Origin of the sequence: Bradyrhizobium sp. LTSP857 (genome assembly GCF_000938285.1) — a bacterium.
Classification (GTDB): domain Bacteria; phylum Pseudomonadota; class Alphaproteobacteria; order Rhizobiales; family Xanthobacteraceae; genus Bradyrhizobium.
The window spans coordinates 348,954-362,285 of record NZ_JYMS01000007.1 but is presented as its reverse complement, the minus strand read 5'-3'; the positions used below and the strand labels follow the sequence as shown (position 1 = coordinate 362,285).

The 13,332-nt window shown below is 64.9% G+C and carries 12 protein-coding genes; 7 read left to right on the top strand and 5 right to left on the bottom strand.

Annotation, left to right across the window (positions count from 1 at the left end; genetic code table 11):
• Nucleotides 1–10: 10 nt before the first annotated feature.
• From UP06_RS03250 to UP06_RS03220, 7 genes are all read left to right on the top strand, one after another.
• The gene (locus UP06_RS03250; protein WP_045000414.1) at nt 11–589 is read left to right on the top strand and encodes a UCP034077 family protein; all 579 of its coding nucleotides are present in this window, start codon (nt 11–13) and stop codon (nt 587–589) included.
• Between the two features lie 93 nt (nt 590–682).
• On the top strand, nt 683–1,267 hold the full coding sequence (locus UP06_RS03245) for an NnrU family protein (protein ID WP_045000413.1): 585 nt from the start codon (nt 683–685) through the stop codon (nt 1,265–1,267).
• A gap of 78 nt (nt 1,268–1,345) precedes the next feature.
• A complete protein-coding gene (locus tag UP06_RS03240) occupies nt 1,346–2,932 on the top strand; it encodes a class I adenylate-forming enzyme family protein (protein WP_045000411.1) in 1,587 nt (528 codons plus the stop codon).
• Between the two features lie 179 nt (nt 2,933–3,111).
• A complete protein-coding gene (locus tag UP06_RS03235) occupies nt 3,112–3,765 on the top strand; it encodes a tetratricopeptide repeat protein (RefSeq protein WP_045000408.1) in 654 nt (217 codons plus the stop codon).
• A 30-nt stretch (nt 3,766–3,795) separates the two neighbouring features.
• Nucleotides 3,796–4,362, top strand: coding sequence for a hypothetical protein (locus UP06_RS03230; RefSeq protein WP_045000406.1), 567 nt, complete (start codon nt 3,796–3,798; stop codon nt 4,360–4,362).
• 50 nt (nt 4,363–4,412) lie between these two features.
• Nucleotides 4,413–5,795, top strand: coding sequence for a ribosome biogenesis GTPase Der (der, locus tag UP06_RS03225; RefSeq protein WP_045000404.1), 1,383 nt, complete (start codon nt 4,413–4,415; stop codon nt 5,793–5,795).
• Nucleotides 5,792–7,048 (top strand): TCR/Tet family MFS transporter, encoded by a 1,257-nt coding sequence (locus UP06_RS03220; RefSeq protein ID WP_045000403.1) that lies wholly within the window; start codon nt 5,792–5,794, stop codon nt 7,046–7,048. Before der ends, UP06_RS03220 begins: the two co-directional genes overlap by 4 nt.
• A 95-nt stretch (nt 7,049–7,143) precedes the next feature.
• Here UP06_RS03220 and UP06_RS03215 read toward each other — a convergent pair whose 3' ends face one another.
• The 5 genes from UP06_RS03215 to purF form a co-directional block, all read right to left on the bottom strand.
• On the bottom strand, nt 7,144–8,370 hold the full coding sequence (locus UP06_RS03215) for an ABC transporter substrate-binding protein (RefSeq protein ID WP_045000401.1): 1,227 nt from the start codon (nt 8,368–8,370) through the stop codon (nt 7,144–7,146).
• 167 nt (nt 8,371–8,537) lie between these two features.
• On the bottom strand, nt 8,538–9,617 hold the full coding sequence (locus tag UP06_RS03210) for an NHL repeat-containing protein (protein ID WP_245305407.1): 1,080 nt from the start codon (nt 9,615–9,617) through the stop codon (nt 8,538–8,540).
• Between the two features lie 79 nt (nt 9,618–9,696).
• A complete protein-coding gene (locus UP06_RS03205) occupies nt 9,697–10,842 on the bottom strand; it encodes an NHL repeat-containing protein (RefSeq protein ID WP_045000397.1) in 1,146 nt (381 codons plus the stop codon).
• 78 nt (nt 10,843–10,920) lie between these two features.
• Nucleotides 10,921–11,661: an SDR family NAD(P)-dependent oxidoreductase gene (locus tag UP06_RS03200; protein ID WP_045000395.1), complete on the bottom strand. Its 741-nt coding sequence runs from the start codon at nt 11,659–11,661 to the stop codon at nt 10,921–10,923.
• Between the two features lie 144 nt (nt 11,662–11,805).
• Nucleotides 11,806–13,329 (bottom strand): amidophosphoribosyltransferase, encoded by a 1,524-nt coding sequence (gene purF, locus UP06_RS03195; RefSeq protein ID WP_045000394.1) that lies wholly within the window; start codon nt 13,327–13,329, stop codon nt 11,806–11,808.
• Nucleotides 13,330–13,332: the final 3 nt, after the last annotated feature.

Sequence of the window (13,332 nt, the reverse complement as noted above, 5' to 3'; positions counted from 1 at the left end):
CGTTCTGCTGATGTGGCGCTACGTCCTTGTTCTCATCCTGCTGGCGATATCAACGGTCGCGGCCGACGCGCGGCACCGGCAGATCAATCCGATCCCGTTTTCGCACGAGCCGTGCAGCGTGCTCGACAGCCGGCCCTGCACGCCGTCCTTTTGCAGCGTGCTCCAGCACGGTCCCTGTATTCCCGAGATCGACTATCCCTACGGGGAGAATCTTCAGCTCACGATCGAGAGCGTGCCGCCTGAGGCCGATCGCGCCAAATACCAGAAGCCCGATCACGATCTCGATACGATCGGCGACCTCTTCGCCGAGCTGCGGACCTGCTGGTCGCCGCCATCAGACAATGGGCGAGCGGGCATGCAGATGTCGGTGCGCTTCAGCTTCAACAAGACCGGCGGCCTGGTCGGCCCACCGCGCCTGACCTTTGCGACCGCGGGCGTCCCGGCCGATACAAGAACGACCTATCTGAATGCGATCAATGCATCGTTGAATGCCTGCCTGCCGCTGAAATTCACCAGCGGTCTTGGTGGCGCCTTGGCCGGGCGGCCGATCGCGATCCGCTATGTCGATAATAGGGAACTTGGCAAGTAGTGCGCGACCCGATCTTCCTGAGCAGCGCCGTTGCGACCATCCGCCAATCAATGATACGCCATAAGCGGGGCGCTGGTTGAGGGGGAGGACGTCGTGGGTCTGCTGGTCATGATCCTGGGGCTGGTGCTGTTTTTCGCCGCCCATGTTTTCACAACAAAACGCGAGGCGCGCGCGCAGGCGATCGCGAGGCTGGGCGAGGGGACTTATAAGATCCTCTATTCGCTGGTGTCTCTCGCAGGTCTGGCGCTGATCGTCTGGGGCTTTGCGCATTATCGCGCGACCGGCTGGATCGACGTCTGGTACCCGCCGAAGGCCATGAAGCACATCACGATCGCGCTGATGCTGCCTGCCGTCATCCTGGTGGTTGCGTCCTACTTGCGTGGCCGTATCTATGCGACGCTGAAGCATCCGATGCTGGCCGGGATCAAGCTGTGGGCGGCCGCGCATTTGTTGGCGAACGGCGATCTCGGCTCCATCATCCTGTTCGGCTCGTTCCTGGGCTGGGGGGTGTATGACCGCATCTCGCTCAAACATCGCACAGACGGCGGCGGGCCGCCGATCCCGGTGGGCGGCGTCACCAACGATTTGATCGCGGTTGCAGTCGGAATCGTTGCCTATCTGGCGCTGGCTTTCGCGTTCCACCCAGTCGTGATTGGCGTTCCCGTCATGGGGAGCTAGCCTCAGCCGATCAGCGCAAGACGGGGACCCGTGCCCATGCGCGGAAGGTGACAAAAGCAACAAGCCGAGGGCCCTCCGATGGACTGGTCGCAATCTCAGATTCCGCCGATGCGGCTCGAGGCGCGCTTTGGCGATCGGGTGGTGCCGGCCTTCGGCGACCGGCCCGCGAACATCTGGGCCATGATCGCGGACGCCTGCGCGCGCAATGGCAATGGCGAAGCGCTGATCTGCGGCAATGTCCGGCTAAGCTGGCGGCAGGCGGTGGACCAGGCTACGCGGATTGCATCGGGTTTTCGCAAGCTGGGGCTGCGACGCGGTGACCGCGTTGCCATCCTGCTCGGTAACCGCATCGAATTTCCGCTGCTGTTGTTTGCCGCGGCGCATGAGGGGCTTGTCACCGTCCTGCTCAGCACGCGCCAGCAGAAGCCGGAGATCGCCTATGTCCTCACCGATTGCGGCGCCAAAATTCTGATCCACGAAGCGGCGCTCGCAGGACGGTTGCCCGATGCGCGGGACATCCCGGACGTGATCCACCGGATTCCTGTCGATGACGATGCGGCTCTGTCGCGCTTTGCGGTGCTCGCGGACAACGCGCCGCCACCGGCACCGGTCGAGACGAGCGAAGAGGACACCGCGATGATCCTCTACACCTCGGGCACGACCGGCAAACCGAAGGGCGCGATGCTGGCCCATTGCAACATCGTCCATTCCTCGATGGTGTTCGTGTCCTGCCTGCAATTGACGGCGGCCGACCGTTCGATCGCTGCCGTGCCGCTCGGCCACGTCACTGGCGTGGTCGCCAACATCACGACGATGATCCGCTGCGGCGGCGCGCTGATCATCATGCCGGAGTTCAAGGCCGCCGACTATCTCAAGCTCGCCGCGCGCGAGCGCGTCACCTACACGGTGATGGTGCCGGCGATGTACAATCTCTGCCTGCTCCAGCCGGATTTCGACAGCTATGATCTGTCGAGCTGGCGCATTGGCGGCTTCGGTGGTGCGCCGATGCCGGTCGCGACCATCGAGAAGCTCGAGGCGACGATTCCCGGCCTGAAGCTTGCGAACTGCTACGGCTCGACCGAGACGACATCGCCGTCGACGATCATGCCGGGTGAGCTGACGGCGAGCCATATCGACAGCGTCGGCCTGCCGTGTCCCGGCGCGCGGATCATCGCGATGGGGGCGGACGGGCGCGAGCTGCCGTATGGCGAGATCGGCGAGCTCTGGATCCAGAGCGCCTCCGTCATCAAGGGCTACTGGAACAACCCGAAAGCCACGGCCGAAAGTTTCACCAGCGGCTTCTGGCATTCCGGCGATCTCGGCTCGGTCGATGCCGACGGTTTTGTTCGCGTGTTCGACCGGCAGAAGGACATGATCAACCGCGGTGGTCTGAAGATCTATTCCGCCGAGGTCGAATCCGTGCTCGCCGGCCATCCCGCCGTGGTCGAGAGCGCGATCATTGCCAAGCCATGCCCGGTGCTGGGCGAGCGCGTCCACGCCGTGGTGGTGACGCGCATGCAGGCCGGGAGCGACGATCTGCGGGCCTGGTGCGCCGAACGGTTGTCCGATTACAAGGTGCCGGAGACGATGACGATCACGGCCGACCCGCTGCCACGCAACGCCAATGGCAAGGTGCTGAAGCGGCAGTTGCGGGAGCTCTGGTAGGGACCTGAGCGGGGACGAGCCTCACCCCGGGCTATCCCGGACCGAGCGTTAACGCCTTGATCGGGCTTGCTTTGCCTTGCCTCCGCCATATCGATAGGTTATCGCCGCCGCACGTGGGGACGGGTTTTAGACGCGCACAATCTGGCGCGCGCTGCCGGCCGGGCATGGGATTAGCTTAAGTGTCTGAATTATTTGACGAAGTCGACGAGGAAGTACGTCGCGAACAGCTCAAGAAGCTGTGGGACAAATATTCGATCTACTTCATCGCCCTGATGGTGCTGGTCGTGGCGGCCGTCGGCGGCTGGCGCGGCTACCAGTACCTGGAGGCCAAGAAGGCGGCCGAGGCCGGCGCTGCCTTCGAGAAGGCCGTCGAGCTGTCGGAACAGGACAAGCACACCGAGGCCGAGGCGGCCTTTACCGATCTCGCCGCCAAGGCCCCCTCGGGCTACCGCACGCTGGCGCGGCTGCGCGCTGCGGCCGAGGCGGCGGCCCGCGATCCCAAGGCTGCGGCCAAGATCTACGACGACATCGCCGCTGATCGCGGCGTCGGCGGCGAGTGGCAGGATCTCGCAAAAATCCGTGCGGCTGGCTTGCTGCTCGACAGCGCTGGCTATGCCGACATGCAGCAGCGATTAGAGGCGTCCGCCACGCCCAAGTCGACCTACCGCCACAGCGCCCGCGAGATGCTGGCGCTGTCGGCCTGGCGCAACAACGACATGACCGCGGCCCGCAAATGGCTCGACGCGATCGCCGAGGACGGCGAAACGCCGCCGGGGCTGCGCTCGCGCGCCGAGGCGCTACAGGCCTTGCTGCCGCCCGTCGCCAAAAGCTGACGGACCCGAGAGCTGAGACGAGATACTGATATGCGCCGCACGACCCGCTTGATCGCAGCCGCCGTCCTGATCGCCTTCACCGGCGTCCTGGGCGGCTGCTCCAGCTTCGATCCGAGCGACATGCTCGATTGGCTCGACACCAAGAAGAAGCTGCCGGGCGACCGCAAGCCGGTCTTCCCCGAGGGCGTGCCGGGCCTCGAGCAGGGCGTGCCGAAAGACATGTACAAGGGCGCCCAGCAACAACAGCCGGATCCGAATGCGCCTGCCGTTGCAGCGCTGCCCGTCGAGCCGCCGCCCGCTGAAGCGGCGAAACCGTCGAAATCCGCCAGGGCGAAGAAGACCAGGCAGCCGGCCGCGACCGCAGCCGCACCGGCTGAAGCGCCGGCCGGCGAGGTCGATGGCGAGACCCAGCCCGAGGCGGCGCCAGCGCCGGCGGCACCGCCGCCAAAGCAGAAGATCGTCCGCAAGCGCACCACTGCGCCGCCGCCGGACCAGCAACCCGTACAGCAGCCGGCGCAATCGGCGCAGACCACCCAGCAACAGCAGTCGCAGGGGGCATTCCCGGCACCGATGCCCAGCGGCAGTTTCTCCCGCTGATATTTTTCACTGAATTGACAGGCGCCACCTCCGCGGCGCACGAATGACCAATGTCCTTTATGATCGCCATTATCGGCCGGCCCAATGTCGGCAAGTCGACGCTTTTCAACCGCTTGGTCGGACAGAAGCTCGCGCTCGTCGATGACCTGCCCGGCGTCACCCGCGATCGCCGCGAGGGCGAAGCCAGGCTCGGCGATCTCGAATTCACCATCATCGACACCGCCGGCCTCGACGAAGGCGCCAAGGGCTCGCTGACTGCGCGCATGCAGGAGCAGACGGAGACCGCCATCGCGCTGGCCGATGCGCTGTTCTTCGTGATCGATGCCCGCGCAGGTCTGACGCCGAACGATCGCGCCTTTGCCGATTTCGCCCGCCGCGCCAACAAGCCGGTGCTGCTGGTCGCCAACAAGAGCGAGGGCAAGCACGGCGAAATCGGCGCGATGGAGGCCTACGCGCTCGGCCTCGGCGATCCCATCCAGATCTCCGCCGAGCACGGCGAGGGCATGGGCGAGCTCTACGACGCTCTCCGAGAGCTGATGCCGGAGCCTGTGGAGGAGGATGAGGCCGAGGACGACGGGCCGCTGACCGAGGAAGAGGCCGCAACGCGTCCGATCCGGGTTGCCATCGTCGGCCGGCCCAATGCCGGCAAGTCGACCATGATCAACCATCTCCTCGGCGAGGAGCGTCTGCTGACGAGCCCGGAGGCCGGCACGACGCGCGATTCCATTGCGGTCGAGATCAACTGGAAGGGCCGCGAATTTCGCGTGTTCGATACCGCCGGCCTGCGCCGCCGGTCGCGCATCGAGGAGAAGCTCGAAAAGCTCTCGGTTGCGGACGCGCTGCGTGCGGTACGCTTTGCCGAAGTCGTCGTGATGATGATGGACGCGCAGAACCGCTTCGAGGAGCAGGATCTGCGCATCGCCGATCTGATCGAGCGCGAGGGCCGCGCGGTCGTGCTCGCCGTCAATAAATGGGACCTGATGGAGAGCAAAGGCGGCGGCGCCATCTCCGGCCTGAGCCGGGATGCCGACCACTTGCTGCCGCAGATCAAGGGCGTGCCGATCGTCGCCGTCTCCGGCTTGATGGGCGAGGGCATCGATCGCCTGATGCAGGCGATCCAGGATGCTTATGCGCTCTGGAACAGGCGCGTCTCGACCTCGGCATTGAACCGCTGGTTCGAGGAGGCGGTCCAGGCCAATCCGCCGCCCGCCGTGTCCGGCCGCCGGCTGAAGCTGAATTACATCACGCAGACCAAGGCGCGGCCGCCCAGCTTCGTGCTGTTCTGCTCGCGCGCGGACGCCATACCGCAGTCCTATTTGCGCTACCTCACCAATTCGCTGCGTGAGGCCTTCGAGCTGCCGGGCACGCCGATCCGCATTACCCTGCGCGAGAAGGTCAATCCGTTCGCGCACAAGCGCAAGCGGCCGTCGTGAGCGAAGAGGCCGGCGAGGCGACAGCGCAAAGCGCTACGCCGGTCCGGCGCGGTGCCGTCGCCTTCATCTTCGTCACCATCCTGCTCGACATGCTGGCGCTTGGCGTGATCATGCCGATCCTGCCGAAGCTGATCGAGAGCTTCGTCGGCAACGACACCGCGCATGCGGCGCGCATCTTCGGCCTGTTCGGCACCGCCTGGGCGCTGATGCAGTTCGTGTTCTCGCCGCTTCTGGGCGCGCTGTCGGATCGCTTCGGGCGCAGGCCGGTGGTGCTGCTGTCGAATTTCGGGCTCGCCGCCGACTACGTGCTGATGGCGCTTGCCCCGTCGTTGACGTGGCTGTTCGTCGGCCGCGTGATCTCCGGCATCACCTCGGCCAGCATCTCGACCGCCTTTGCCTATATCGCCGACATCACGCCGCCGGAGCGACGCGCGGCGGTCTTCGGCAAGATCGGTGCGGCCTTCGGCGCCGGCTTTATCCTGGGCCCGGCGCTGGGCGGTCTGCTCGGCGACATCGATCCGCGACTGCCGTTCTGGGCATCGGCGGGCTTGAGCTTCGCCAATGCGCTCTACGGTCTCTTGATCCTGCCGGAATCGTTGGCGCCGGAGAAACGCGCAGCCTTTCGCTGGACCAGCGCCAATCCGGTGGGAGCGCTGCATCTGCTGCGCTCCAACGCGGGGCTGGCGGCGCTGTCGGTCGTCAACTTCATCGCACAGGTCGCGCATGTCGTGCTGCCGTCGACCTTCGTGCTGTACGCGACCTATCGCTATGGCTGGGATTCCAAGACCGTCGGACTGACGCTGGCGATGGTTGGCGTCTGCGCCATGGTGGTGCAGGGGCTCGCCATCGGCCCGATCGTCCGCGTCCTCGGCGAGCGTGGCACGCTTCTGCTCGGATTGTGCTGCGGCGCCGTCGGTTTCGCGATCTTCGGCAGTGCGCCGACTGGACCGCTGTTCTGGCTCGGCATTCCCGTGATGTCGCTGTGGGGTATCTCGGGGGCTGCACTCCAGTCGCTGATGACGCGGCTGGTTGCGCCCGATCAGCAGGGCCAGTTGCAGGGCGCCACATCGAGCGTTCAGAGCGTGTCGCAGCTCGTCGGCCCATTCCTGTTCACGCTGACGTTTTCATATTTCATCGGCGTCAGCGCGCCGCTGCATTTGCCCGGCGCGCCGTTCTTGCTTGCGGCGGCGCTGATGGTGCTGTGCGCGGCGATCGCGGTGCGGACGCTGGCTGCGACAAAGACGGTCTCGTAGGGTGGGCAGAGCGAAGCGTGCCCACCGTCTCTTCGTTTACAGAGAGATGGTGGGCACGGCGCTTTCGCGCCTTTGCCCACCCTACGAAATCCCGCTTACTTCTTCACCAGCGGGCACTCGCTGTCCTTGAGCGGCTTCGCCGCATCTTCCGCCGAAATGGTCGCGACCAGCTTGTAATAATCCCACGGTCCCTTCGACTCTTCCGGCTTTTTCACCTCGAACAGATAGGCCGGGATGATGCGCCGGCCGTCCTCGCGCAGCGGGCCCTTGCCGAACAGCGGATCGTCGGTCGGGATTTCCTTCATCTTGGCGACGACCTTGGCGCCGTCATGCGGATTGCCGCCGAGCGCTTCCAGCGCCTTCAAATAATGCAGCACGGCGGCATAATTGCCGGCCTGGGTCATCGACGGCATCGCCTTGTTGGCGGCCTTCTCCTGGAAGCGCTTCGACCAGGCACGCGTGTTGTCGTTGAGGTCCCAGTAAAAGGATTCGGTGAAGGTCAGGCCGTGCGCGGTCTTGAGGCCGAGCGAATGCACGTCATTGATGAACAGCAGTAGCGCGGCGAGCTTCTGGCCGCCTTCGACGATGCCGAACTCGGCCGCCTGCTTGATCGAGTTGGTGGTGTCGCCGCCGGCATTGGCAAGGCCGACGATCTTCGCCTTGGAGTTTTGCGCCTGGAGCAGGAAGGACGAGAAGTCCGACGTGTTGAGCGGATGCTTGACGCCGCCGAGCACCTTGCCGCCGTTCGCGGTGACGACCGCGCTGGTGTCACGCTCCAGCGCAGCGCCGAAGGCGTAGTCGGCCGTCAGGAAGAACCAGGTGTCGCCGCCCGCCTTGGTCAGCGCCTTGCCGGTGCCGGTAGCCAGCATGTAGGTGTCGTAGCTGTAGGAGATGGTGTTGGCGTTGCAGGCCTTGCCGGTGAGGTCGGCGCTGGCGCCGCCATTGTTGAGCAGGACGGAATTCTTTTCCTTGACCAGGTTGCTGACGGCCAGCGCCACACCGGAGTTCGGCGTATCGGCGATCGCGTCGACCTTCTGAGTGTCGATCCACTGGCGCGCGATGTTGACGCCGACATCAGGCTTGTTCTGGTGATCGCCGCTGAGAACCTCGATCTTCCAGCCCTTCGCCAGCAGGCCGGAATCCTCAACCGCCATCTTGACCGCCATCACCGCATTGGGGCCGCCGATATCGGCGTACAGGCTCGACATGTCGTTGAGCACGCCGATCGTGGCGGTCTTGTCCTGGGCGTAGGCGGATGTTGCAAAACCGAAGGCGGCGCAGGCCAGAAGGGCCGCAGAGCGGCGCGCGAACGTCGTCGTCATAAAGGGTTTCCTCCATTGTCAAATATGCGGACGGCTCTCTTGGATGAAGCCTTGGTCCGGCGGACTCCGTAGCCTGTCCCGCGGTCGGCGGCAATGCGCCTAAAGCCGGATGACGCTGCGTCGTAGCGTCATCCGGCGGTTAACTTTTGGGCAAAAAGCGGCGTCTTCTACTTAAGCGCGTCCGAGGTCAGCTTGAATTTCTGGATGCGCTTTCCGGTGTCGACCTCGGCGGTATAGACGTTACCCATGGTATCCACCGCCATCGCGTGGACCCAGTGGAATTGCCCGGCATTGCGGCCGTTGCGACCAAAACTGCCGACCACGCTGCCGTCGTCGCGCTTGATGATCCGGATCTCGTTGTTCTCGCCGTCGGCGCTGAGCAGATAGGTCTGCTTCGGATCAGGCCAGATCGCGATGTCCCACACAGCGCCGTTGCCAAGCGTGTTCTTCTCGAAGAAGAATTCCTTCACGAAGGTGCCGTCTTTTTTGAACACCTGGATGCGGTCGTTGATGCGGTCGCAGACATAGACCAACCCGTCACTGGCAATCTTCACGCAGTGAACGGGGTTGCCGAATTGCTGCGAGACTGGCGCCTTGGGATCGTAGGGCGCCTGCTTGTCGTCGTTCGGCTTGTTGCCGTAAGCGCCCCAGTGCCGTTTATAGGTGAGCGTGCTCGCGTCGAACACGATGACGCGGCGGTTGCCATAGCCGTCGGCGACGTAGATCTCGTTCGCTTCCTTGTCGATCGCGGTTTCGGCGGGCTTGCCGAGCTGGGTCGTGTCGTTGCTGCCGAGGCTCGGCGCGATCTTGCCGATTTGAGCCACGAACTTGCCGTCGAGCGTGAATTTCAGGATGGCGTTGTCGTTGTCGGCATTGCCGCCGACCCAGACGAAGCCGCGCTCGTCGACTTCGATGCCGTGCTCACGGCCGACCCATTCATAGCCTTCGCCCGGACCGCCCCATGAGCGCAGCAGATTGCCGTCGGTGTCGAATTCGAGCACGGGCGGCGCCGAGACGCAGCACTTCGAGCGGGGCGGGTTGAGGCTCGCGCCCTTCTCGTCATCAGTGAGCGAGCGCGGACGGTGGATCACCCAGATGTGGCCCTGCCAGTCGACGGTGATGCCGCCGACCTGGCCGAGGATCCAGTTGTTCGGCAGCGGCTTTGGCCAGGACGGGTCGACGGCGAAGGTCGGGACGTCGCCGGCTAGCGCCGGTGCGGGCGGGCCGGTGAGGGCGGCGGAAATCATACAGGCGGAGATCAATCCGCACAGTCTGAGGCGCACGCGGGTCAGCGTTGGCGTCATGAGAACCTCCGTCGTTTCTTGCTTATTTGAGTGCGTCCGAGGTCAGCTTGAATTTCTGGATGCGCTTGCCCTCGACCTCGCCGGTATAAACGTTGCCCTTGGCGTCAACCGCCATGGCATGGAGCAGGGCGAACTGCCCGGCATTGCGGCCGTTATGGCCGAAGCTGCCGACCACGCTGCCGTCCTCGCGTTTGATGACGCGGATCTCGTTGTTGGTGCCGTCGGCGTTCAACAGATAGGTTTGCTTCGGATCGGGCCACAGCGCGAGATCGAACACCGCGCCGTCGCCGCGGCTGTCCTTCTCATAGATCCATTCCTTCACGAAGGTGCCGTCCTTCCTGAACACCTCGATGCGGTTCTGGCTGCGGTCACAGACATAGACCAGCCCGTCATTGGCGATCTTGATGCAGTGGACGGGATTGCCGAACTGCTCCTGCGCGGCGGCGCTCGGATCGTAGGGCGGCTGCTTGTCGTCGTTCGGGGTCTTGCCGTGGCCACCCCAATGCCGCTTGTAGGCGAGCGTGGTGGCGTCGAACACGATGACGCGGCGGTTGCCATAACCGTCGGCGATGTAGAGTTCGTTGGCGTCCTTGTCGATCGCGATCTCGGCGGGGCGGCCGAGCTGTGTCGTGTCGTTGCTGTTGGTGCGCGGCGCGATCTTGCCGATCTGGCCAAGATATTTGCCGTCGAGCGTAAATTTCAGGATCGCGCTGTCATTGTCGGCATTGCCGCCGACCCAGACGAAGCCGCGCTCGTCGACCTCGATGCCGTGCTCGCGGCCGACCCATTCATAGCCTTCGCCAGGTCCGCCCCAGGAGCGCAACAGATTGCCGTCGACGTCGAATTCCAGCACCGGCGGCGCCGGCACGCAGCATTTTGCCCGCGGTGGGTTGAGGGTCGCGGCCTTCTCGCCATCGATCAGCGAGCGCGGGCGGTGGATCACCCAGATATGCCCCTGCCAGTCGACGGTGATCCCGCCGATCTGGCCGATGATCCAGTTGTTCGGGAGCTGCTTGGGCCAGGAGGCATCGACTGCGAAGGTCGGAACATCGCCCGCCATGGCAGCGCCCGGAAGCACGAATGCGATCGCTGCGATCAGGATAGCGATGGAGTGCGAGATATTTGCGAGCGCACGGTTGAAGTGTGCGCGATCATGCCACGATGCCATGGCAACCTCCCTTTTTTGGCTTGCGGCTTGCTGCCGCTTGAGCGCAGGCAGTCAATCGCGGGGAGGGGCTTAAGTCAATCAGGCCGGCGAGCAGAAGCTCATCAAGCTGCGCGTCTTGTAGTCGTAGAACTTGCCGGTCTCGATCCAGTCCGGTGCGCACATAGGGACGATGAATTCGGCGATCTGCTCGGGCGTCTCAAGCGTCGCCGGATCCTCACCCGGCATCAGGGTGGCGCGCATGCGGGTGCGGACCGGGCCGGGGTTGAACAGGTTGACACGCAGCTTCGTGTTCGCGGTTTCCTGCGCCCAGGCGCGCGCCAGCGTTTCCAGCGCGGCCTTGGAGGCGGCGTAGGGGCTGACATAGGCGGTCGCCTTGTTGGCCGCGCCCGAGGTGATGAACACGGCGCGGCCGGCATCGGACTGTTTGAGCAGCGGCTCCATGCAGCGGATCAGCTGGAAGTTCGCGGAGACGTTGACGGCCATGACGTCGTTGAAGGTCTTGAGCTCGATATGGCCGACCGGTGAGGAGGGGCCGAGCACGCCGGCATTGCCGACGAGGATGTCGAGCTTGCCGTAGCGCTCATGCAGGCCCGCGCCGAGCCGCGCGATGCCGTCGGAATCGGTGAGGTTGAGCGGCACCAGCGTGGCGCTGCCGCCGTTCTTCTGGATCTCGTCGTCGAGCTCCTCGAGCCCGCCCTGCGTGCGCGCTGTCGCCACGATATGCGCGCCGGCCTTGGCGAGTGCTTTAGCCGTGGCGAAGCCGATGCCGCGCGAGGCGCCGGTGACGAGAGCGATGCGGTTGGCGAGGGGTTTTGTCATCGAACGTCTTTATCCAGCGTCGTCCCGGCGAAGGCCGGGACCCATACGCCGTGACGGTCATGTCAGGGAAGATAGTCGTTGCTGGCCTTCGTCGTACCACAGAGGCCTGTGGTTATGGGTCCCGGCCTTCGCAGGGACGACGATTCAGCTCGCCTCCGCCAGCAGCGACAGCTGCCGCGGTTGCGGCTCGGTCTGGGTCTGGTCGGTGAGGTGGGTCGGATAGGCGCCGGTGAAACAATGATCCGAGAATTTCGGATTGGCCGGGTCGCGGCCGGGCTCGCCCATGGCGCGGTACATGCCGTCGATCGACAGGAACGCGAGCGAGTCCGCACCGATGATCTCGCGCATCTCGTCCAGCGAATGCGTTGCGGCCAGAAGGCCGCCGCGGTCGGGCAGGTCGATGCCGTAATAGTCGGGATAGAGGATCGGGGGCGAAGCGAGGCGGAAGTGCACTTCCTTCGCGCCGGCATCGCGCATCATGCGCACGATCTTCTTGGAGGTGGTGCCGCGCACCAGCGAGTCGTCGATCAGGATGATGCGCTTGCCTTCGATCGCGGCGCGGTTGGCCGAATGCTTCATGCGCACGCCGGATTCGCGGATCGCCTGCGTCGGCTGGATGAAGGTGCGGCCGACATAGTGGTTGCGGATGATGCCGAGCTCGAACGGTATGCCGGAATGCTGGCTGTAGCCGACCGCGGCGGGCACGCCGGAATCCGGCACCGGAACGACGACGTCGACCGGCACATGGCTCTCGCGTGCGAGCTGCGCGCCAAAGGCTTTGCGCACCTCGTAGACCGAGCGGCCGTGGACGATGGAGTCCGGACGGGAGAAGTAGATGTATTCGAAGATGCAGGGCCGCGGCGCGATCGGCGGGAACGGCTTGTGGACGTCCTGGCCGTTCTCGTCGAACACGATGACTTCGCCGGGTTCGATGTCGCGCACGAAGCGTGCGCCGATGATGTCGAGCGCACAGGTCTCGGATGTCAGGATCGGGCAGCCGTCGAGGTCGCCGAGCACCAGCGGGCGGATGCCGCGCGGGTCACGCGCACCGACCAGCTTCTTGTTGGTGAGCGAGACCAGCGCATAGGCGCCTTCGATCTCGCGCAGCGCGTCGATATAGCGTTCGATGAAGCGGGCGCGCCTGGAGCGCGCCACCAGGTGCAGGATCACCTCGGTGTCGGTGGTCGACTGCATCATCGCGCCGCTCTTCACGAGCTCGCGGCGCAGCGTCAGGCCGTTGGTGAGATTGCCGTTATGGGCGACCGCGAGGCCGCCGGCATTCAGCTCGGCGAACAGCGGTTGCACGTTGCGCAGGATGGTCGCGCCGGTCGTGGAATAGCGGACATGGCCGACCGCCATGTTACCGGGCAGGCGGTCGATCACTTCGCGGCGGGAGAAGGTGTCGCCGACGAGGCCGAGGCGGCGTTCGCTGTGAAAGCGGCTGCCGTCGTAGGAGACGATGCCCGCGGCTTCCTGGCCGCGGTGCTGCAGGGCGTGGAGGCCAAGCGCCGTGATGGCGGCGGCGTCAGGGTGTCCGTAGATGCCGAAGACGCCGCATTCCTCGCGCAGCGTATCTCCCTCCAGGTCGTCCTGAAGCTCTAGCGCGGCCGGACTCAAACCGGCCTTTGGATCGAGATCAAGCTGGGCGTCCTGGTCAGGGTGTCGCATCTC